Raw genomic sequence first — 18,137 nt, 5'->3', positions numbered from 1 at the left:
CCCGCGCGCCCTCACTGTACCTACAGGTATGTACACTGCAGGCGCGGCACAACTCCCCGACAGGAATGGGCTCCCCATGTACGCGAAGCAGTACGAGATCACCCTGCCCGCCGACTACGACATGGAGATCATCCGTGACCGCGTCGCCGCCGGCGGACACGTCCTCGACGACCGGGCGGGGCTCGGCCTGAAGGCGTACGTCATCCGCGAACGCGGCGTCGGCGGCTCGCCGGTCAACCAGTACGCGCCGTTCTACCTGTGGAACGACCCGGGCGCGATGGCCGCGTTCCTGGTCGGCGGCGGCGGTTTCCAGAACATCGTCCGCGACTTCGGACGCCCGGCCGTGCACCACTGGACGGGCATCGCGCACGTCGCAGGACCGGCTCGCCGCGCGACTCCCCGTGCCGCGTCACGCCGCCTGACCGCGGCCCCGCCCGACAGCGACGCGGACGGCACGGGCCTCGGCCCGGCGGAATGGATCGCCCGGGAAACGGCCGCACTGCACACCCTGGCGGCCCACGACGGCGTGCACACCGCCGCACTGGCACTCGACCCGACCCACTGGCAGTCGATGCGCTTCGTCCTGTGGGCGGACACGGCGGCCGAGGACGGGACGGCGACCGAACACTACGAGGTGCTGCACCTGTCGTCCCCCGGCCTCGCAGCACTCCCCGACGGCACGACCTGGTGACACCGCCCCGCCGCCCCCGCCCGGGTCAGCGGCGGGCCTTCGCCGCCGTGCCGCGGACCTTGCGGACGAAGCGCAGTGCCGCCCTGCGGCCCGGCAGCTGGCCCGCCACGCCCGACGCGAAGCCGCCGGGGAGCGCGAGCGCCGTCAGGCGGCTCCGCTTCACGTAGCGCGCCGCGAGGCCGCCCTGGTGCTCGGACAGCCACCGCTCCGCCTCGCCGCGCAGCGCCGCGTGCATGCGCGGCTGCATCGTGAACCCGATGACCCGCACGAGCGGTTGCAGCGCCGCGCCGGCCTCCGTGTCGGCGGTGACCACGCGGCCGGCCCGTTCCTCCTCCAGGTCCGGCAGGAACGCGTCCACCAGCGTCACGGGGACGCGGTTGCTGTTCTGGAAGGGCCGCAGCCGGCTCAGCACCAGCTCCGTGCCCACCCGGGCGATCGGGACGCCGTAGTACGCGGACGCCGTCAGCAGCGCCGTCGAGAAGCACCCGACGACCAGGTCAGGCCGGAAACGGTCGAACACGGTCTCCGCGAGCATCGGTTCGGTCAGCACGGTCAGCCGTACGCCGGCGTCGGCTGCCGCCTTCTCCAGCGTGCGCGAGTACTGGGCGGGGGCGGTCGGGTGCGGTTTGAACACGACCGTGCCGCAGCCGGCGGCCGCCGCACCCCGCAGCATGCGCTCGTGGAGCGACTCCTCCTCGGCGGCCGTCAGGATGTTCAGGGCCGCCAGGTACTGGCCCAGCAGGACGGCCGTACGCCCGCCCGCCGGGGCGGCCTCCCGCGCCTCCGGGGCCGCCGCGCCGCTGATCTCGTCGAGGACCGCGCGGAACGCCGCGTCCGGCACGACCCGCGCCGGCACCTCGTACTCCGACAGCAGCATCGGCGCGAGCCCCGGGATGAGGTCCAGGTGCAGCAGGCGCCGGATGCGGCACGCCGTCGGCCACTGCAGCCGCTCGCGCGTCGGCCCGTAGCTCATCAGCCCGTCCGCGTACACCTCGACCGAGGCGTCGGCGAAGATCTCGGCCAGCGCCGCCGCCGGCTTGGCGTGCACCGACTCCACCACCAGGTCGAGCGGCCCGTCCCCGATGCCCCACGCCCCGCGCAGCAGCCGGTCCCACACGGGGACGTCGGCCGGCTCCGGCGCCCACAGGGAGGGGTGGTTCGGGTAGATGGTGTCGTTCCAGCTCACCACGGTGTCGAACCGCGTGACGACCCGGTCCCAGCCGGTCATCTCCTCCAGCGCGGCCGCCGCCTCGGGGACGGTCGCGTTGTTGCTGACCAGCAGGACGCGCCGCGCCGGCTCGAACAGGCCGGCGTCGATCGCGGCGGCGAGGGTGGCCGCGCCGTACAGCGTGGACACCTCGAAGAGCTGTGTCCGCCCGGCCCGCTCGTCCACGCCCCGCTCCTTCGCACCCGTTACGTCGCTCATGCCGCCACCGTCCTGCGGCCCGCGCCGGGACCGCGCCCGGCCAGCCGGCGCAGTATGCGGCCGCGCTCGTCGCCCATCGCCGCGATCACCGGCTCCAGCACGCCGCGCGGCATCCGCCGCAGCGCTTCCGTCGCCTCGCGCTTCAGCCGCCGGGCGGCCTCCGTCTCGTAGCGGGATGAGTTCCCCACATGGAAGGCGATCATCGCGCAGTACGTCCGTACGATCTTCGGCAGGAAGCGGTCCGCGTCCGGGTGCTCCCAGACCTCCGCCAGGATCTGGTCGTGCGCGGGCAGGAAGTCGAGCTGCCGCTCGTCCCTGATCTGCGTGAGCGACGTGCCGACGCCGCGCCGGTAGAAGACCCCGTACAGGCCGGCGACGGCGAAGCTCCGCGTCCGCAGGTGCGTCTGCCACGTGAAGACGCGGTCCTCCGCCGTCCGCAGCTCGGGCGCGAACCGCAGGCCGTCCTCGAAGATCCGGCGCCGGTAGACGCCCGCCCACACGAACGGGTAGTCCACCATCGTCTTCGCGTTCGCCGGGTTGATGCCGTCGCGCGGATCGAGGACGACGCCGCGGCGCGGCGCCGGCGCCCGGACGACCAGCCGCTCACGCCCCGTGGCCTGCACGTGGTCGGTGCGGACGACGTCGGCGCCGAGCCCCTCGGCCGCCGCGAGCAGCCGCTCCAGGTAGCCGGGCGCGTACCAGTCGTCGCCGTCGAGGAACGTGAGCCAGTCGCCGCCCGCCGCGTCGATGCCGGCGTTGCGCGCCCGCGAGATGCCGCCGTTCGTATCGAACCGGATGACCCGGCCCTCCGGCAGTTCCGCGTCCACGCGGCGCAGTATGTCGGGCGTGGCGTCGGACGACGCGTCGTCCACGACGATGAACTCGATCCCGGGCGCCGCGTTGCGGGCGAGGCTCCGCAGCGTCGTGGGCAGGAACTCCTGCACGTTGTGGCAGGTGACAATGACGGAGAGGCGCGGCACCCGGCGACGGTAAACGCCGTCCACTCCCGGCGGGGCAACGCCGCGCGACGACCGGGTGAACTCCGCCTGAACCCTCGCCGGACGACTTCCCCCGCCGCGCCGTGGGTAGGAAGCGGCCCGTACGGGCACTCGACAGCCCCACGCGGCGCACGGGCGAGCAGGAGGACGGGACGGGATGAGCGACCCCACGGGCGGCACCCCCGCCGGCGACGGCAACACGGAGTACGGCCGCAAGAAGTTCAAGCGCTCGGCCGGCCACTTCGCCGACCGGATCACGGCCGACGGCCGCGACGGCTGGCCCGTCGGGGCCGGCCGCTACCGGCTGGTCGTCAGCCGTGCCTGCCCGTGGGCGAGCCGCGCCCTGATCTCGCGGCGTCTCCTCGGCCTGGAGTCCGCCCTGTCCCTGGCCGTCGCCGACCCGATCCAGGACGACCGGAGTTGGCGGTTCACGCTCGACCCGGACGGCCGCGACCCGGTCCTCGGCATCCGCTACCTGAGCGAGGCGTACGACGCGCGCGCCACCGGCTACCCGGGCGGCGTCAGCGTCCCCGCCGTGGTGGACGTGCCGAGCGGCCGGCTCGTCACCAACGACTACCAGCGGATCACCCTCGACCTCGCGACCGAGTGGACGGCCCTGCACCGCGCCGGCGCCCCCGACCTGTACCCGGAGCCGCTGCGCGACGAGATCGACGAGGTGATGGACGGCGTCTTCCGCGACGTGAACAACGGCGTCTACCGCGCCGGCTTCGCCACCGACCAGGCCGAGTACGAGGCGGCGTACCGGGACGTCTTCGGCCGGCTCGACGTCCTCTCCGCCCGCCTCGCCGGCAGCCGCTACCTCGTCGGCGACACGATCACCGAGGCCGACATCCGGCTGTTCACGACGCTGGTCCGCTTCGACGCCGTCTACCACGGCCACTTCAAGTGCAACCGGAACAAGATCACCGAGGACCCGGTGCTGTGGGCGTACGCCCGCGACCTCTTCCAGACGCCCGGCTTCGGCGACACCACCGACTTCGACCACATCAAGCGGCACTACTACTGCGTGCACACGGGGATCAACCCCACGGGCATCGTCCCCGCCGGCCCCGACCTGTCCGCCTGGCTCACCCCCCACCACCGCGAACAGCTCGGCGGCCGCCCCTTCGGCGACGGCACCCCGCCGGGACCGGCCCCGGAAGCGGAACGCGTCCCGCCCCCGGGCCGCCCCTGACCCGCGCTCCCTACCGCGCCACGTACTGCGTGAGGATCGCCTGCACCTCGTAGATGTCGACGCCCTTGGTGAACTTCTTCGTCAGCGGCACCGGCATGCCCGACAGCCAGATCTTCAGCTCGGCGTCGAGGTCCATGTGCCCCGCCGTCTCCACGGCGAAGTGCGTGATGCTGCGGTACGGCAGCGAGTGGTACTCGATCTTCTTGCCGGTCACGCCCTGCTTGTCCACGAGGATCAGCCGGCGGTCCGTGAACAGCAGCGTGTCCCGGATGAGGAGGTACGCGGCGTGCACCCGTTCCCCCTCGCCCAGCAGCCGCGCGTACTCCTGCTCCGCCTCGCCGGCGTCCACGGCGTGCGCGTTGCCGAACAGCCCCATGACGACCCCTCCCTCTGTCCGTTGCTCCGGAGAATCCGGATGACGATGACACCATCATCCCGCATACTGGCGCGGCGTCCACGTCCGTGAACATCGCGAAGGGGGAGGGGACATGAAGCTCGCCGAAGCTCTCGCGCTGCGCGCCGACGCGTCACGTCGCGTGGAACAGCTCCGCGCCCGCGTCATCGGCAACGCCCGGCACCAGGAGGGCGAGACCCCCTCCGAGGACCCGGTCGCGCTCCTCGCCGAGGCGGACGGCGTCCTCGACTCGCTGGAGACGCTGATCCGCCGCATCAACCGCACGAACAGCACGGTCGCCGTGGCGCCCGAGGGCACGCTGACCGACGCCCTCGCCCGCCGCGACGTGCTGCGCCTGCGCCACGCCCTGCTGACGGGCGCGGCCGACGCGGCGGCGGGCCGGGGCGGGGCGCGCCAGCTCCGTTCCGAACTGAAGATGCTGACGGAGCTGCCGGTCGCCGAACTCCGCGCCCGGGCCGACGTCCTGGCGCGCGAGATCCGCGAGCTGGACATGCGCATCCAGCGCACGAACTGGGAGGCCGACCTGCTGGAGGACTGACGGGCGGCGCAGCGGAGCGGGTAGTCGCGACGGAGGCGTGCACACACCGCGGGCCGGCGGTTCATCCGGCTCCTCCTGGTGCGCTGAGGGCAGTGCGGGGTTCGACTCCCCAACGGCACACGTCAGCCCAGTACGGCGCACAGGTGACAGTGCACTCCGCACGGTTCATCACCACGTGCAGATCCGGAGCGACGAGGGCGGGCAAGGGGCACTCCGCGCGCGGCCGGTCATTACCGGGCCGGCGCTCCGTAGCGCGCGGCGATCGCGGTGGCCCGGTCGCGCAGGGCGTCGCGCAGCCACTGCGGGGACAGGGCCTCCGCGTCCGTGCCGAGCTGCCACAGCGCCCACTCCGCGTGCCTCGGGTCCTGGAAGGTCACCTCGACACACAGCCGGCCGTCCGCCGCCGTCTCCTCGGAGTGGACGGCCAGCGCCGTGCCCACCAGTTCCTCCCGCCGCGCCGGGGCCACCCGCACCCGTGCCGTGACCAGGTCGCCGCCCGCCCGGAACCGCGCGCCGCGGTCCCGCCAGGCCCGGGCCAGATCGACCCGGTCCTGGCGCTCGGCCGGCTCGGGGAGTTCCTCGGCGGCCAGGACGCGGGCCAGCCGGTAGGTGCGGTCGGCGCCGGACCTCGTCGCCAGCAGATAGCCCTTCTCCCGGACGGTGACCAGGCCGATCGGGTCCACGGTGCGCCACCGCGGCGGCCGGTCGGCGGCGGCGTAGCGGATACGGAGCCGGTGGCCCGCGAACACGGCCCGCCGTATCTCCGTCACGACGGCGTCGGGCACCTCGTCGGCGTCGGACCTGCGGGCGAGCAGATCGGTGTCCGGGTCGATGAGCAGACGCCGCGCCGCGCCGGCCGCGGTGGCCCGGGAACTCTCGGGCAGCGCGTCGACCACCTTGCGCATGGCCGAGGCGAGCGCCGTGCCGAGTCCGAACGCCTGCGCGCCGCGCCGTGATCCGGCGACCACGAGGGCCAGCGCCTCGTCGTGATTGAGCCCGGTGAGTTCGGTCCTGAAGCCGGGCAGCAGGGCGAAGCCGCCGTACCGGCCGCGTTCCGCGTAGACGGGGACACCGGCCGCGGACAGCGCGTCGATGTCGCGCAGCACCGTGCGCGTGGACACCTCCAACTCGCGTGCCAGCGCGGTCGCGGACAGCCGGCCGTGCTGCCGCAGGAGCAGCACGATCGATACCAGCCGGTCGGCGCGCACGCGGCAACGCTACCGCGATACACGACAGTTGATGTCGTGATTGGCTGACAGGCTCCTCATCGGCAGCAACACCCGTCGCACGAGAGGTGCTTCCCCATGGCCCACGCCATCGTCAACCCCGACGGCCTGCACGACCCGGTCCCGTTCGGCTACAGCCACACCGCCGCCGTCCCCGCGGGCTCGGAACTGGTCTTCGTCGCGGGCCAGTACGGGTCGGGCCCGGACGGTGCCGTCGTCTCGGCGGACTTCGCCGAGCAGGTGACGCGGACGTTCCGCAACATCGCCGTCGCCCTGGCCGCCCACGGGCTCGGCCTCGGCCATGTCGTCCAGCTCAGGACGTACGTGGTGGACCACGGCGTCACCAGGCTCGGGCCGATCGCGGGGGCCGTGCGGGAGTGCTGGGGCGACAAGCCGCCGGCGCAGACCCTCATCGGTGTCGCGGGCCTGGCCACTCCGGACGTCCTCTTCGAGGTCGAGGCCATCGCCGCCCGCTGACCCACCCACCCCCCGGCCGCCCCTGCGAACGGCGGCCGGGTCTCCCGCCCCTCTTCTGGCCCGATCCATGTTGCCCTTGTATGCTTCTATGGACGTGATGTACATCGAAGGGGGTGGTCCGGGTGACCGTGACACAGATCGATCTGGATGATCAGGCCCTGGAGCGCACCATGGCTCTGACGAAGTCGAGGACGAAAAAGGAAGCGGTGAACATCGCTCTCCGGTACTACGCCGAGCAGCAGGAGCGCGCCGCCCGGATCGGACGCCACTTCGAGCGTGCGCGTGAGTGGGGCGCTGTCGAGGACGCGGAGGCGTTGCACCGGGCGGAGAAGCACGCCCGGTGATGTATTTGCTCGACACCTCGGCCCTTGTGCGGCTGCTCCGCGAGCCGAAGCTGCGGACGGCGTGGCACGATGCCATCGAGGTGGGCGCCATCGCGTCCTGCTACCCACAGCGCACGGAGTTTCTGCGCAGCGCGCGGAACAGCCGGGAATACGACGAGATCGCGGAAATGTTCTCGGACCTCTACCCGGACGCGTCGGTACCGAAGGGCGCGGGACGCTGGATCGGTGCGATGCAGCATCGTATGGCCAGAGCCGGGGAGCACCGTGGCGCGTCGGTGGTCGATCTTCTGATCGCGGCGACGGCGGCCCATCACGGCCTGACCGTGCTGCACGACGATGCCGACTACCGTGTCGTCGCACGGCATGCTCCCGAACTGTCGGAGCGCAACGTTCACGATGCCGCCTGAGCCGGTGGGGGCCACCGCCACTACGAGCGGCGGCCGGGTTTTCCGCCGCCGCGGCGGCCGCCCTTGGTTCCGCCCGCGCCGCCGCGGCGCCCGCCCCGGGCCGGTGTCCGGCGCTGCTGCGGTTCGGGCTTCCGCTTCTTCTCCTTCGGCTGCGGCGGTGTCGGGCGGCCCCGCGAGCTGTTGACCGTCCGGCCGCGCACGATGCCGATGAAGTCCTCCACGAGGTCGGTCGTCGCCGCCTCCGGCCACGCCAGCCCGACCTGCGACGCGGGGGCGTCGGTGACCGGCCGGTAGGTGAGGTCCCTGCGGTGGTGGAGGCGGGCGAGCGACTGCGGCACGACGAGCAGCCCGATGCCCGCGGCGACCAGCTCCACGGCGTCGCCCGTCGTCGCGGGACGCTCCAGGGCGGGGCGGCCCGGCGGGCGGTCCCACGGGAGGGTGTCGTCCAGGGGGTGCAGCACGATCTCGTCGGCGAGGTCGGCGAGCGCCACCTCGTCGACCGCCGCCACCACGTGGTCCTTCGGGACCACGACGACCGTCATCTCGGTGTAGAGGGGGATGACGCTGAGGTCCGTACGGTCGGCCGGCAGCCGGACGAAGCCGGCGTCCGCCTCCCCCCGCCGCAGCACGCCGTCCGCGCCCCCGGCGGGAATCCCGGACAGCACGAGCGGGACGTCGGGCAGCCGCTCGTTCCAGATCCGCACCCACTTGGCCGGCGTCACGCCCGGGACGTAGGCGAGCCGGAACGTGCGGGGCGCGTCGGAGTCTGTCACGGCGCCAGGCTATCCCCGCCCGTGGCCGGGGACGTCGTCACGGCTCGTTACCCTTGGCAGCATGACAGCGAACCCGACCGCCCAGACGATGAAGCCCGCCACCGCGGCGAAGAAGCTGGGCGTGTACCTCCCGGCGACGCCCGCCGAGTTCAGGGACGGTGTCGTCTCCCGCGCCGAGCTGAACGCGCTCCAGGCGGACCCGCCCGCGTGGCTGGTGGAGCTGCGGCGCGACGGGCCGCACCCCCGGCCGGTGGTCGCGGCGAAGCTGGGTGTCTCCATCGCCGGCCTCGCCCGCGGGGGCGTCACCGAGCCCCTCACGACGGCGCAGATCGAGGCCCTGAAGCAGGACGTCCCCGACTGGCTGCGGCGCGAGCGCGAGACGCAGGCGGAGGTGCGCAAGGAGGCCGCCCGCCTGAAGGAGAAGCGCGCCGCCGAGGACGAGGACGGCGGGGGCCGTTCCTGAGCGGCGCCACCCGGGAGACCCGCACGCTGCCCGTCCTCGCGGCGGGCGCCGTCGAGGTGCCGTTCGTCATCCACTGCTATGACGAGGTGATGGCCCGCGACACCACGTGGAACGCGCACTCCCACCCCTTCCACGAGCTGCTGTGGACCGAGCGCGGCGCGTCCACGGCCGTCGTGGGCGAGCGCGTGTGGACCGTCACCCCGGCCCTCGGCCTGTGGATGCCCGCAGGCACCCTGCACTCCGGCTCCGCCCCGGCCGGCACGTGGTTCCGCGCCAGCTTCTTCGGCCCGAGCGGCACGACGTCGATCTCCGGCACGCCGGTGGGCGTCGAGATCACCCCGCTGCTGCGGCTGCTCCTCGCGCGGCTGAACGACCGCGGCCTCCCCGCCGCCTCACGGACGGTGACTGAGGCCATGGTCCTCGACGTCCTGACCCCGTCCCCCGGGAGCTGCTGCTCCAGGTCCCCGTGTCGGACCTGCTGCGGCCCATCGCCGACGCGGTCCGCAGGGACCCGGGCGACCGGCGCGCGCTGGCCGACTGGGCGTCCGAGCTGGGCGTGAGCGCCCGCACGATCACCCGCGCGTTCACCGCCGAGACCGGCACGAGTTTCGCCCGCTGGGTGGCGGCGGTGCGCGCGCAGCACGCCGTCGGGCTGCTGACGCGGGGCCTCGCGGTCGACGAGGTCGCGGAGCGGGTCGGCTACGGGTCGGCCAGCGCGTTCGGGGCGGCCTTCCGGCGTACGACGGGGCTGACGCCCGGGGCGTTCCGCGCCCGCTGAACGGCGCTCCACCGCCGCCCGTATGTCCCGATCGCTACAGTCGCTGTCCAGAAGGGTCGATTGCGACATACGGGTCCGTCTCATAAGGTGCTCAGGCAAGGCAAGCCTTACCTAACCTGCCCTGCACACCCCGGTGCACCGCTCCACGACCGCGTTCCGCGACCCAGACGTGCGAGGTCCGGCACCAGCGATCCAGCGGAAGTGGAGTTACGGAACCCATGCGACGACACCGCGTCCCCCTCCTCGCCACGGCGGCGGCCCTCCTCCTCGGGCTCACGGCCTGCGGCGGTTCCTCCGACGACCAGGACGACGCCCAGGGGGGCGGCTCCGGGACGGGCGACAGCGCGAGCCAGTTCCCCCTGACCATCGAGCACGCCCTCGGCGAGACCACCATCCCCGAGAAGCCGGAACGCGTCGCCACCGTCAACTGGGCCAACCACGAGGTGCCGCTCGCCCTCGGCATCGTCCCGGTCGGCATGGCGGCGGCCAACTTCGGCGACGACGACGGCGACGGCGTCCTCCCCTGGGTCGCCGAGCGCCTGGCGGAACTCGACGCCGAGACCCCCGTCCTGTTCGACGAGACCGACGGCATCGACTTCGAGGCCGTGGCCGACACCCAGCCCGACATCATCCTCGCCGCCTACTCGGGGCTGACCCAGGAGGACTACGACACGCTGAGCGAGATAGCGCCCGTCGTCGCCTACCCGGACGCCGCCTGGGCCACCCCCTGGCGCGACATCATCCGCCTGAACAGCGAGGCCATCGGCCTCGCCGAGGAGGGCGACGCGCTGATCTCCGACATCGAGGGCCAGATCGACGACGTCGTCGCCGACTACCCGCAGCTCCAGGGCAAGTCGGCCATGTTCATGACCCACGTCGACCCCAACGACGTGAGCCAGGTCGGCTTCTACACCACGCACGACACCAGGACCCTCTTCTTCGAGGACCTCGGGCTGACCATCCCGGACAGCATCGCCACCCTCTCCGAGGGCACCGACCAGTTCGCCCTGACCCAGAGCGCCGAGCAGATCGACGCGTTCGACGACGTCGACATCATCACCGGCTACGGCGACGACACCGGCGAACTGCTGGAGACCCTCCAGAGCGACCCGCTGCTGTCCCACATGCCCGCCGTGGAGCGCGGCTCCGTCTACCTCCTGCCCGGCAGCTCCCCCTCGCGACCGCCGCGAACCCCACCCCCCTGTCGATCTCCTGGGTGCTTGAGGACTACGTCGCCGCGCTCGCCGACGCCGCGGACAGGGTCGAGTGACCACGGCCGAAACCCGCCGCGAACCGGACGCCGCCCCCGCGCGGCGTCCGGCGCGCGTCCGGCTCCTGTGGCTCCTCGCGGTGCTCCTCGTGCTGGCCGCCGCCATGTTCGCGTCCGTCGCCCTCGGCTCGCGCACCGTCCCCTGGTCGGACGTGTGGGCCGCGCTCGGCGGCGCGGACGACACCATCGGGCAGGCCGCCGTCACCAAACGGATCCCGCGCACGGTGCTCGCCGTGCTCATCGGCGCCGCCCTCGGCCTCGCCGGCGGCGTCATGCAGGGCGTGACCCGCAACCCGCTGGCCGACCCCGGCATCCTCGGCGTGAACATGGGCGCGTCGCTCGCCGTCGTCACCGCCGTCGCGTACTTCGGCCTCACCTCGCCGACCGCCTACGTGTGGGTGGCGCTGGCCGGCGCGGGCCTCTCCGCCGCCTTCGTGTACACCGTCGGCTCCCTCGGCCGCGGCGGCGCGACCCCCCTCAAGCTCGCCCTCGCGGGCGCCGCGACCTCCGCCGCGTTCGCCTCGCTCGTCAGCGCCGTCGTCCTGCCCCGCAACGACATCGCCGGCGGCTTCCGGCTGTGGCAGATCGGCGGCGTGGGCGGCGCCTCGTTCGAACGCATCGGGCACGTCCTGCCGTTCCTCGCCGTCGGCTGCGCCGTCTCCCTGCTGGCCGCCAGGTCCCTCAACTCGCTCGCCCTCGGCGACGACGTCGCCGCCGGCCTCGGCGAACGCGTCGCGCTCGTGCGGGCCACGGCCGCCCTCGGCGCCGTCGTGCTGTGCGGCGCCTCGACGGCCGTCGCCGGACCGATCGGCTTCGTCGGCCTCGTCGTCCCGCACGCCTGCCGCCTCCTCGTCGGCGTGGACCACCGCTGGCTGCTGCCGTTCTCCGCCCTGACCGGCGCGTCGCTGCTCACCGTCGCCGACGTCGTCGGCCGCCTCGTGGCCCGCCCGGCCGAGGTCGACGTCGGCATCGTTACCGCGCTGATCGGCGCCCCGTTCTTCATCCACGTCGTCCGCCGTCAGAAAGTCCGTGCCCTGTGAACGCCCCCGCCGCCGCCCGGCCGTCCGTGCTGCGGGACGTCACCCGCGGCCGGACCCGGCGCGCCCGCCGCCGTCTGCTCATCGTGCTGGTGCTGGCCGCCCTCGTCGTCGCCGCGTTCGCCGTGTCCCTGATGTTCGGGCACACGTACTACCCGCCCGGCGACGTGTTCCGCGTCGTCCTGGGGGAGCGGGTGCCGGGGGCGTCCTTCACGGTCGGGCGGCTCCGGCTGCCCCGCGCGGTCCTCGCCGTGACGGCCGGCCTCAGCTTCGGCATGGCGGGCGTCACGTTCCAGACGATGCTGCGCAACCCGCTGGCCAGCCCGGACGTCATCGGCATCAGCTCGGGCGCCGGCGCGGCGGCGGCCATCGCGATCGTCGCGCTCTCCCTGGACGACACGCAGGTCTCCGTCCTCGCGATCACCGCGGCGCTCGCCGTCGCCCTGCTCGTGTACGGGCTGGCCTTCAGGGACGGCGTCGTCGGCACGCGGCTCATCCTGATCGGCATCGGCATCTCCGCGATGCTCGACAGCGTCACCTCCTACGTCCTGTCCCGGGCCGCCGAGTGGGACCTGCAGGAGGCGACGCGCTGGCTGACCGGCAGCCTCAACGGCACGACGTGGGACCAGGTCGTGCCGACCGCCATCGCCCTGGCCGTCCTCGCCCCCGTCCTGCTGTCGCGGGCACGGCACCTCTCCGCGCTGCAGCTCGGCGACGACACCGCGTCCGCCCTCGGGGTACGCGTCGAACGCACCCGCGTCACCCTCATCGTCGCCGCCGTCGGACTGATCGCCTTCGCCACCGCCGCCTGCGGGCCGATCGCGTTCGTGGCGTTCCTGTCGGGACCCATCGCGGCACGGCTCGTGGGACCCGGCACGTCCCTGCTGGTGCCGGCCGGGCTCGTGGGCGCGCTGCTGGTGCTCGTCGCGGACTTCACGGGCCAGTACGCGTTCGACGTCCGCTACCCGGTGGGCGTCGTCACCGGCGTCCTCGGCGCCCCGTACCTCGTCTACCTGATCATCCGCACCCACCGGGCGGGAGGCTCCCTTTGACCACGTCCCACGCACTCGCCGCCGAGAACCTCACCCTCGGCTACGGCGACCGCGTCGTCGTCACATCCCTCGACCTGACGGTGCCGCCCGGCGCGATCACCGCCATCGTCGGCGCCAACGCCTGCGGGAAGTCGACCCTGCTGCGGTCGATGTCACGCCTGCTCGCCCCCTGCGAGGGCCGCGTCGTCCTGGACGGCAAGGAGGTGCACCGCCTCCCCGCCAAGGAACTCGCCCGCACCCTCGGCCTGCTGCCGCAGTCCCCGATCGCGCCCGAGGGCATCACGGTCCTCGACCTCGTCGGCCGCGGCCGCCACCCGCACCAGGGGCTCTTCTCCCGCTGGAACGACAAGGACGACGCCGCGGTCGCCTCGGCCCTCGAAGCGACCGGCACCGCCGACCTCGCCGACCGCGCCGTCGACGAACTCTCCGGCGGCCAGCGCCAGCGCGTGTGGATCGCGATGGCCCTGGCACAGCAGACCGACCTGCTGCTGCTGGACGAGCCGACCACCTTCCTCGACGTGAGCCACCAGATCGAGGTCCTCGACCTCCTGACCGACCTGAACCGCTCACGCGGCACGACGATCGTGATGGTGCTGCACGACCTGAACCTCGCGGCACGCTACGCGGACCACCTGATCGCCCTGGCGTCCGGCACCCTGCACACCGCCGGAACACCGTCCGACGTCCTGACGGAGGACTGCGTCCGAGCGGTGTTCGGCCTGGAGAGCCGCATCATCGACGACCCGATATCGGGCCGCCCCCTGATGCTCCCGATAGGCCGCCACCACACAGCCCCCACGATCGTGGACGCATGACCAACCACAGCCGGTGGAAGTCACACGAGTTCGGCCCGTCCCTGAAATGACCAGCCGCAGGTCGCTTCACATACGCAGTAGTTCATCGACGGCGATCTCGCAGGGCACAGGTCCAGGGATCTGTGCCTTGTCCCCGGGCAGGTACACCCCCACATCATAGGGTCGATGGCTGTGGAGAAGGGCTCCCAGCCGAGCGGTCACCCGGGTCATCGCATCGGGGCTCCTACGGGGTCCAGCCGGGTTGCCGACCGGTGATCGCGAGCAGCCGGTCGAACAGCGCGGCGTCCCCGGGTATCTCGATCCGCGCCCCCCACAGGCCGGGCACCGGGGCATTCGGCACGAACTCGGCGACGTGCTCATAGCAGGCACGCACCGTCTCGTCGGGCAGTTCGAAGGGCTGTCCCGTGGCCCGGGCCAGATCCCATCCGTGCACGACGATCTCGGTGAACGCGATCCTCCCCCACAGCTCGTTCGGCAACTCCGCGCCCGCCCCACTGGACACGCCCTCCCAGGCCGTCGGCTCGTTCCACGCCTCCCCGAGCGCCCGGAGCTCCCCGGCCAGTCCCTCTCGCCATCCCTCACGCGGCGGCGCCCACAGCGCTCCCGCCGGCTGCTCCTCCTTGCGCGCGACGGCCCGGGCTCCCCGCGCCACCTCGGCGACATGCGCGAGCAGCTCGCCGACGTCGTATTCGGCACACGGAGTGGGGTCGTCGAGCTGCCCGTCCCCGAGACCGGCCACGACCCGGCCCATCCGCGCGCACGCGGGCTTCAGATCCATCACGTCTCCACACCTCTCACCGCTGGTGCCTGCACCAGCAAGGACACGTGGGATCGCCAGAAATCATCGCTGTCTCTCCGGCCGACCGGAAAGAGACCGCGGGGAGATCCGGACGGAGCCCCTCACCCAGCCCTGCCGGCGGCCTCCGGCCCCGTCGTCTCCCCGGAGCATGCGCCCCTCCTCGTCCGGGCTTGACCTTCCCACCGGCCGGCGCGGCCGTCCCGCCGACGGAGGACGAGCTGCGGGCGGCCGACGAGATGCAGTGGTGAGCGCGGGCACGCCCCTGCGCGGCGAGGTCTGGGGATGTGCCCTGCCGCAGCCGCTCGGCCCGCACCCAGTGGTTGTCCTCACGGTCAACCGCATCGCTGAACCACTGTCCTCGGTAACGGTCGCGCTGATCACGGGAACCACAGGCCCGCGGGCCACGCACATCCGGGTAGGCCCCGACTCCGGCCTGACCGAATACACCGAGCCCTACGTGAACTGCGCGGACCTCCACACGGTCGCGAAGGCACACCTGCGCAAGCGGCTGGGACTCCTGGCCTCGGGCGAACTCCGCAGCGTGGAAACGGCAATCCGCATCATCCTGGGCTTCCAACGCTGAGCCCCGCACCGGCCCGACAAGGCCGAAGGGCGCCCCGAAGAACACGACGGCCCAGGCCGGGAATCGCGTCCCGGACCTGGGCCTTGACTGCTGGAGCGGGCGACGAGAATCGAACTCGCGCTCTGGGCTCGGGAGGCTTGGGAATCACCGTGCGAGAGGGTTTGGTGTGCCCCCTGACCCGTGTGAATGTTGCCTCAGCGGGGTGCTCGGGCGTTCGCCGAGGTCCGTTGCTGACCTTGGTTCTCCACCCGTTCCGGCAGTACCAGGCACGGTGCCGACACCGAGTTCGCCAGCGAGGCGGTCACAGGTCTGCGAACGGCGGGATGATGCGGACGATGGCAATGAGCTTGATGCGCGGTACGGGGAGGGCGAAGAACCAGCCGTCCGCCAGGAGGGGGATGCGGCGGAGCCCACCCGGGCCGCCGTGACTCGGGCCGGCACCGATATCGGTCACGTCGACGCCGACCTCGGCCAGAGTCACCAGTTCGTCGGCCAGTCGCTCGACCTCGGTGACGACATGGGGCGGGAGTCCCGCGATGACATGCTCGGCGTCCGGGTCGTACTCCCACCGCCACTGTTCCTTGTCGTTCACGGAAGGTGCTGCCCGCGATGAACACCGGCCTCGGCGGCTGCCGTGTCGAGGATGCCGCCGATCTCGGCGGCGATGGCACGGGCATCGGCCAGGTCGTCGGTCTCGGCTGCACGTGCCTCAAGCGCGTGCAGCCGGGCCGCGCGGTCCGGAGCACGCTCGATCGCGACGTACACGGCCCACTGACCGAGGAAACGGCGCAGGGGTGCCGCGCTGACCTGTTCGCGGGCTTGCCGTAGGGCGGCGGAGCGTTCGGCGTCGAACGTGGGCAGCGCCCCCGGAGCGACGAGCGCGAGGGCGGCCCGCAGTTCCTCGGGGGTGCTCGCAGGCTGCGGGACCCGAGGCGCCCCGGAAGAGGGGTCCGATGCGGTCGTCATGGAGGCGATCCTCTCCTTCGGGCTGCCGGCGCTGCTGCCGCCAGCGTGTCCGATAAGACCCGGAATCTCAAGCTCGGGGCCAGCCGATGCAGGGTGTGGATCGTTGGCCGGGCAGGGACCAACGATCTGGCCGTGACGGAGGCGGAGTCCTGACCGACCGAGCCGCTCGGCGCCTCGGCTCTCCCCCTGGCAACACAACGGCCCAGGCTGGGAATCGGGTCCCTGACCTGGGCCTTGGCTGCTGGAGCGGGCGACGAGAATCGAACTCGCGCTCTGAGCTTGGGAAGCTCATGTTCTACCATTAAACTACGCCCGCAGTGAACGGTGCTCCGCATCGTTCTGGTGGGTTCACCTTACCCCATCGGGGCGCCGTCGGGGTATCGCGGAGTGGCTGCGTCGGAGTGTCCGAGGCTTCCCCTAGGGTGGCGGTCGTCGTCGAGCAGGGGAGAGGGAAGCTTTGCAGACCGCTGTCACCGTTGTGCGATGTGCCGAGGGGCACCAGTTCAGTACCACGCGGTTCCCCATGCAGCAGTTGGGCAGTGAACGGATCGGGCCCGGGCGGTTGTTGAGGTGTCCCCGGTGTGCGCGGCTCCGCAGTGCGGTGCCCGTCGTGGGCGGGGAACTCAGATCTCCGTCCGGTGGAAGTTCAGGTACGAGCGCGACGGTGTAGGTCCGCGCTGGCCCTGGTAGCGGGAACCCACCCCGGCCGAGCCGTAAGGGCGTTCGGCCGGGGAGGTCAGCCGGAACAGGCAGAGCTGGCCGATCTTCATGCCGGGCCACAGTTTGATCGGGAGCGTCGCCACGTTCGACAGCTCCAGCGTGACGTGGCCCGAGAAACCCGGGTCGATGAAGCCGGCCGTCGAGTGGGTCAGGAGGCCGAGGCGGCCCAGGGAACTCTTGCCCTCCAGCCGGGACGCCAGGTCGTCCGGGAGCGTGATCACCTCGTAGGTCGAGGCGAGGACGAACTCCCCCGGGTGCAGGATGAACGGTTCGTCGCCCGGGGACTCGATCGTCCGTGTCAGGTCCGGCTGCTCCACCGACGGGTCGATGTGCGGGTACCGGTGATTCTCGAACACCCGGAAGTAGCGGTCGAGCCGCACGTCGATGCTGCTCGGCTGGATCATCGACGCGTCGAACGGGTCGAGCCGTACGCGTCCGCGATCGATTTCGGTCCGGATGTCCTTGTCTGACAGAAGCACGCCCCGAGGCTACCCGGTCATCAGGATGCCCAGCTTCACCAGGACCAGGAGGCCGAGGAGCTGGATCGCCGACGAGCCGAGGGCGCGCGGGCGACTGATCTCGTGGGAGACGCTCACCATCAGCGTGAACAGGACGCAGGTGCCGATCCACGTGGCCCAGCCGACGGTCTGCACCAGTGCCGCGCTGCTGCCCATGAACAGGGCCAGCGCCAGACGCGGGATGTCCGCCAGGCACATGATCAGCATGGCGAGGCCGGCGGTGGGTGCCCAGATGCCGTTGCCGCCGAACTGGCGCGCCATGTTGTGCGTGACGGTGCTGAGCAGCAGGGCGCCCAGCATCATCGCCACACCCGTCGCCAGCAGGGGCGGCACGAGCGCCGAGAACGTCGTGTCGTTGATCGAGTCGCGGACGTCGTCGATCCCGAACGCCGTGGCCAGGCCGTAGATGAAGGTCACACTCAGCGCAGGCACCCACATGCGGTAGTCCCGCATGCGGAGGAACGTCTGGTTCGGCCGCAGGATGATGCCGGTCAGGAGCTGCGCCCACGGCAGGGGCGGCTGCGGAGGCGGCTGAGGTGCCGGCTCCGGCTCGCCGTAGCCGTAGTCCGGCTCGGGGTACGGCTGGCCATGGGCGTTGTGCCCATGGGCGTACGGGTCGTCGGGTCGTCCTGGGTATCCGGCCACG

At 72.4% G+C, this 18,137-nt stretch carries 22 protein-coding genes, 1 tRNA gene and 2 pseudogenes; 14 read left to right on the top strand and 11 right to left on the bottom strand.

Annotated features, from left to right (window positions below):
- The first annotated feature begins 76 nt into the window (after positions 1–76).
- Entirely contained in the window at positions 77–691 is a 615-nt protein-coding gene (locus EMA09_RS13590; protein ID WP_129841310.1) for a DUF4865 family protein, read from the top strand.
- A gap of 25 nt (positions 692–716) precedes the next feature.
- On the opposite strand, the gene EMA09_RS13585 is transcribed toward EMA09_RS13590, so the two are convergent.
- Together EMA09_RS13585 and EMA09_RS13580 are read right to left on the bottom strand one after the other, a co-directional pair.
- The gene (locus EMA09_RS13585; protein ID WP_129841309.1) at positions 717–2,117 is read right to left on the bottom strand and encodes a polysialyltransferase family glycosyltransferase; all 1,401 of its coding nucleotides are present in this window, start codon (positions 2,115–2,117) and stop codon (positions 717–719) included.
- Positions 2,114–3,097: a glycosyltransferase family 2 protein gene (locus EMA09_RS13580; RefSeq protein ID WP_129841308.1), complete on the bottom strand. Its 984-nt coding sequence runs from the start codon at positions 3,095–3,097 to the stop codon at positions 2,114–2,116. Before EMA09_RS13580 ends, EMA09_RS13585 begins: the two co-directional genes overlap by 4 nt.
- Positions 3,098–3,272: 175 nt before the next feature.
- Here EMA09_RS13580 and EMA09_RS13575 point away from each other — a divergent pair, with 175 nt between their 5' ends.
- Positions 3,273–4,310, top strand: a complete 1,038-nt coding sequence (locus EMA09_RS13575) for a glutathione S-transferase C-terminal domain-containing protein (RefSeq protein ID WP_129841307.1) — start codon at positions 3,273–3,275, stop codon at positions 4,308–4,310.
- 10 nt (positions 4,311–4,320) lie between these two features.
- Here the strand turns inward: EMA09_RS13575 and EMA09_RS13570 are convergent, their stop codons facing one another.
- Entirely contained in the window at positions 4,321–4,686 is a 366-nt protein-coding gene (locus EMA09_RS13570; RefSeq protein WP_129841306.1) for a PH domain-containing protein, read from the bottom strand.
- 112 nt (positions 4,687–4,798) lie between these two features.
- On the opposite strand from EMA09_RS13570, the gene EMA09_RS13565 reads away from it, so the two are divergent.
- Positions 4,799–5,263 (top strand): DIP1984 family protein, encoded by a 465-nt coding sequence (locus EMA09_RS13565; RefSeq protein ID WP_129841305.1) that lies wholly within the window; start codon positions 4,799–4,801, stop codon positions 5,261–5,263.
- A gap of 230 nt (positions 5,264–5,493) precedes the next feature.
- Here the strand turns inward: EMA09_RS13565 and EMA09_RS13560 are convergent, their stop codons facing one another.
- Positions 5,494–6,471, bottom strand: coding sequence for a WYL domain-containing protein (locus EMA09_RS13560; RefSeq protein WP_129841304.1), 978 nt, complete (start codon positions 6,469–6,471; stop codon positions 5,494–5,496).
- A 96-nt stretch (positions 6,472–6,567) separates the two neighbouring features.
- Here EMA09_RS13560 and EMA09_RS13555 point away from each other — a divergent pair, with 96 nt between their 5' ends.
- The 3 genes from EMA09_RS13555 (at position 6,568) to EMA09_RS13545 (ending at position 7,717) form a co-directional block, all read left to right on the top strand.
- The gene (locus tag EMA09_RS13555; protein ID WP_129841303.1) at positions 6,568–6,966 is read left to right on the top strand and encodes a Rid family hydrolase; all 399 of its coding nucleotides are present in this window, start codon (positions 6,568–6,570) and stop codon (positions 6,964–6,966) included.
- A gap of 122 nt (positions 6,967–7,088) precedes the next feature.
- On the top strand, positions 7,089–7,310 hold the full coding sequence (locus tag EMA09_RS13550) for a type II toxin-antitoxin system VapB family antitoxin (protein WP_206305944.1): 222 nt from the start codon (positions 7,089–7,091) through the stop codon (positions 7,308–7,310).
- On the top strand, positions 7,307–7,717 hold the full coding sequence (locus EMA09_RS13545) for a PIN domain-containing protein (RefSeq protein ID WP_129841302.1): 411 nt from the start codon (positions 7,307–7,309) through the stop codon (positions 7,715–7,717). Before EMA09_RS13550 ends, EMA09_RS13545 begins: the two co-directional genes overlap by 4 nt.
- A gap of 20 nt (positions 7,718–7,737) precedes the next feature.
- Here the strand turns inward: EMA09_RS13545 and EMA09_RS13540 are convergent, their stop codons facing one another.
- Positions 7,738–8,490 carry a LysR substrate-binding domain-containing protein gene (locus tag EMA09_RS13540; RefSeq protein WP_129841301.1) on the bottom strand — a complete coding sequence of 251 codons (753 nt, stop codon included), beginning with the start codon at positions 8,488–8,490 and terminating at the stop codon, positions 7,738–7,740.
- Between the two features lie 61 nt (positions 8,491–8,551).
- Between EMA09_RS13540 and EMA09_RS13535 the strand changes: the two genes are divergently transcribed.
- From EMA09_RS13535 to EMA09_RS13510, 6 genes and pseudogenes are all read left to right on the top strand, one after another.
- Positions 8,552–8,953 carry a DUF5997 family protein gene (locus tag EMA09_RS13535; RefSeq protein ID WP_129841300.1) on the top strand — a complete coding sequence of 134 codons (402 nt, stop codon included), beginning with the start codon at positions 8,552–8,554 and terminating at the stop codon, positions 8,951–8,953.
- Positions 8,950–9,731 (top strand): annotated as a pseudogene (locus tag EMA09_RS13530) (AraC family transcriptional regulator). The gene EMA09_RS13535 and the pseudogene EMA09_RS13530 overlap by 4 nt, the downstream one beginning before the upstream one ends.
- A 218-nt stretch (positions 9,732–9,949) precedes the next feature.
- Positions 9,950–11,001, top strand: a pseudogene (locus EMA09_RS13525) (iron-siderophore ABC transporter substrate-binding protein).
- Positions 10,998–12,041, top strand: coding sequence for an iron ABC transporter permease (locus EMA09_RS13520; RefSeq protein ID WP_129841299.1), 1,044 nt, complete (start codon positions 10,998–11,000; stop codon positions 12,039–12,041). The pseudogene EMA09_RS13525 and the gene EMA09_RS13520 overlap by 4 nt, the downstream one beginning before the upstream one ends.
- Complete coding sequence (locus EMA09_RS13515) at positions 12,038–13,090, top strand: iron ABC transporter permease (RefSeq protein WP_129841298.1); 1,053 nt, start codon at positions 12,038–12,040, stop codon at positions 13,088–13,090. The genes EMA09_RS13520 and EMA09_RS13515 overlap by 4 nt, the downstream gene beginning before the upstream one ends.
- Entirely contained in the window at positions 13,087–13,905 is an 819-nt protein-coding gene (locus EMA09_RS13510; protein WP_129841297.1) for an ABC transporter ATP-binding protein, read from the top strand. Before EMA09_RS13515 ends, EMA09_RS13510 begins: the two co-directional genes overlap by 4 nt.
- A 223-nt stretch (positions 13,906–14,128) precedes the next feature.
- On the opposite strand, the gene EMA09_RS13505 is transcribed toward EMA09_RS13510, so the two are convergent.
- On the bottom strand, positions 14,129–14,683 hold the full coding sequence (locus EMA09_RS13505) for a TIGR03086 family metal-binding protein (RefSeq protein ID WP_240796384.1): 555 nt from the start codon (positions 14,681–14,683) through the stop codon (positions 14,129–14,131).
- Positions 14,684–14,948: 265 nt separating this feature from the next.
- Between EMA09_RS13505 and EMA09_RS13500 the strand changes: the two genes are divergently transcribed.
- Positions 14,949–15,287: a type II toxin-antitoxin system PemK/MazF family toxin gene (locus EMA09_RS13500; protein ID WP_240796383.1), complete on the top strand. Its 339-nt coding sequence runs from the start codon at positions 14,949–14,951 to the stop codon at positions 15,285–15,287.
- A 301-nt stretch (positions 15,288–15,588) separates the two neighbouring features.
- Here EMA09_RS13500 and EMA09_RS13495 read toward each other — a convergent pair whose 3' ends face one another.
- From EMA09_RS13495 to EMA09_RS13485, 3 genes are all read right to left on the bottom strand, one after another.
- Positions 15,589–15,879, bottom strand: a complete 291-nt coding sequence (locus tag EMA09_RS13495; protein WP_129841294.1) for a hypothetical protein — start codon at positions 15,877–15,879, stop codon at positions 15,589–15,591.
- Entirely contained in the window at positions 15,876–16,253 is a 378-nt protein-coding gene (locus tag EMA09_RS13490; RefSeq protein ID WP_129841293.1) for a DUF6247 family protein, read from the bottom strand. The genes EMA09_RS13495 and EMA09_RS13490 overlap by 4 nt, the downstream gene beginning before the upstream one ends.
- 242 nt (positions 16,254–16,495) lie before the next feature.
- Positions 16,496–16,569, bottom strand: a tRNA-Gly gene (locus tag EMA09_RS13485).
- Between the two features lie 141 nt (positions 16,570–16,710).
- Here EMA09_RS13485 and EMA09_RS28970 point away from each other — a divergent pair.
- Positions 16,711–16,923, top strand: a complete 213-nt coding sequence (locus tag EMA09_RS28970; protein ID WP_129841292.1) for a hypothetical protein — start codon at positions 16,711–16,713, stop codon at positions 16,921–16,923.
- On the opposite strand, the gene dcd is transcribed toward EMA09_RS28970, so the two are convergent.
- Positions 16,877–17,452 (bottom strand): dCTP deaminase, encoded by a 576-nt coding sequence (gene dcd / locus EMA09_RS13475; protein ID WP_129841291.1) that lies wholly within the window; start codon positions 17,450–17,452, stop codon positions 16,877–16,879. The genes EMA09_RS28970 and dcd overlap by 47 nt on opposite strands.
- Before the next feature lie 9 nt (positions 17,453–17,461).
- Complete coding sequence (locus tag EMA09_RS13470) at positions 17,462–18,136, bottom strand: Yip1 family protein (protein ID WP_129841290.1); 675 nt, start codon at positions 18,134–18,136, stop codon at positions 17,462–17,464.
- Position 18,137 lies beyond the last annotated feature (1 nt).

Origin of the sequence: Streptomyces sp. RFCAC02 (assembly GCF_004193175.1) — a bacterium.
GTDB lineage: Bacteria > Actinomycetota > Actinomycetes > Streptomycetales > Streptomycetaceae > Streptomyces.
Note: the sequence above shows the minus strand (reverse complement) of the source record. Positions and strands in the feature narration are given on the sequence as shown.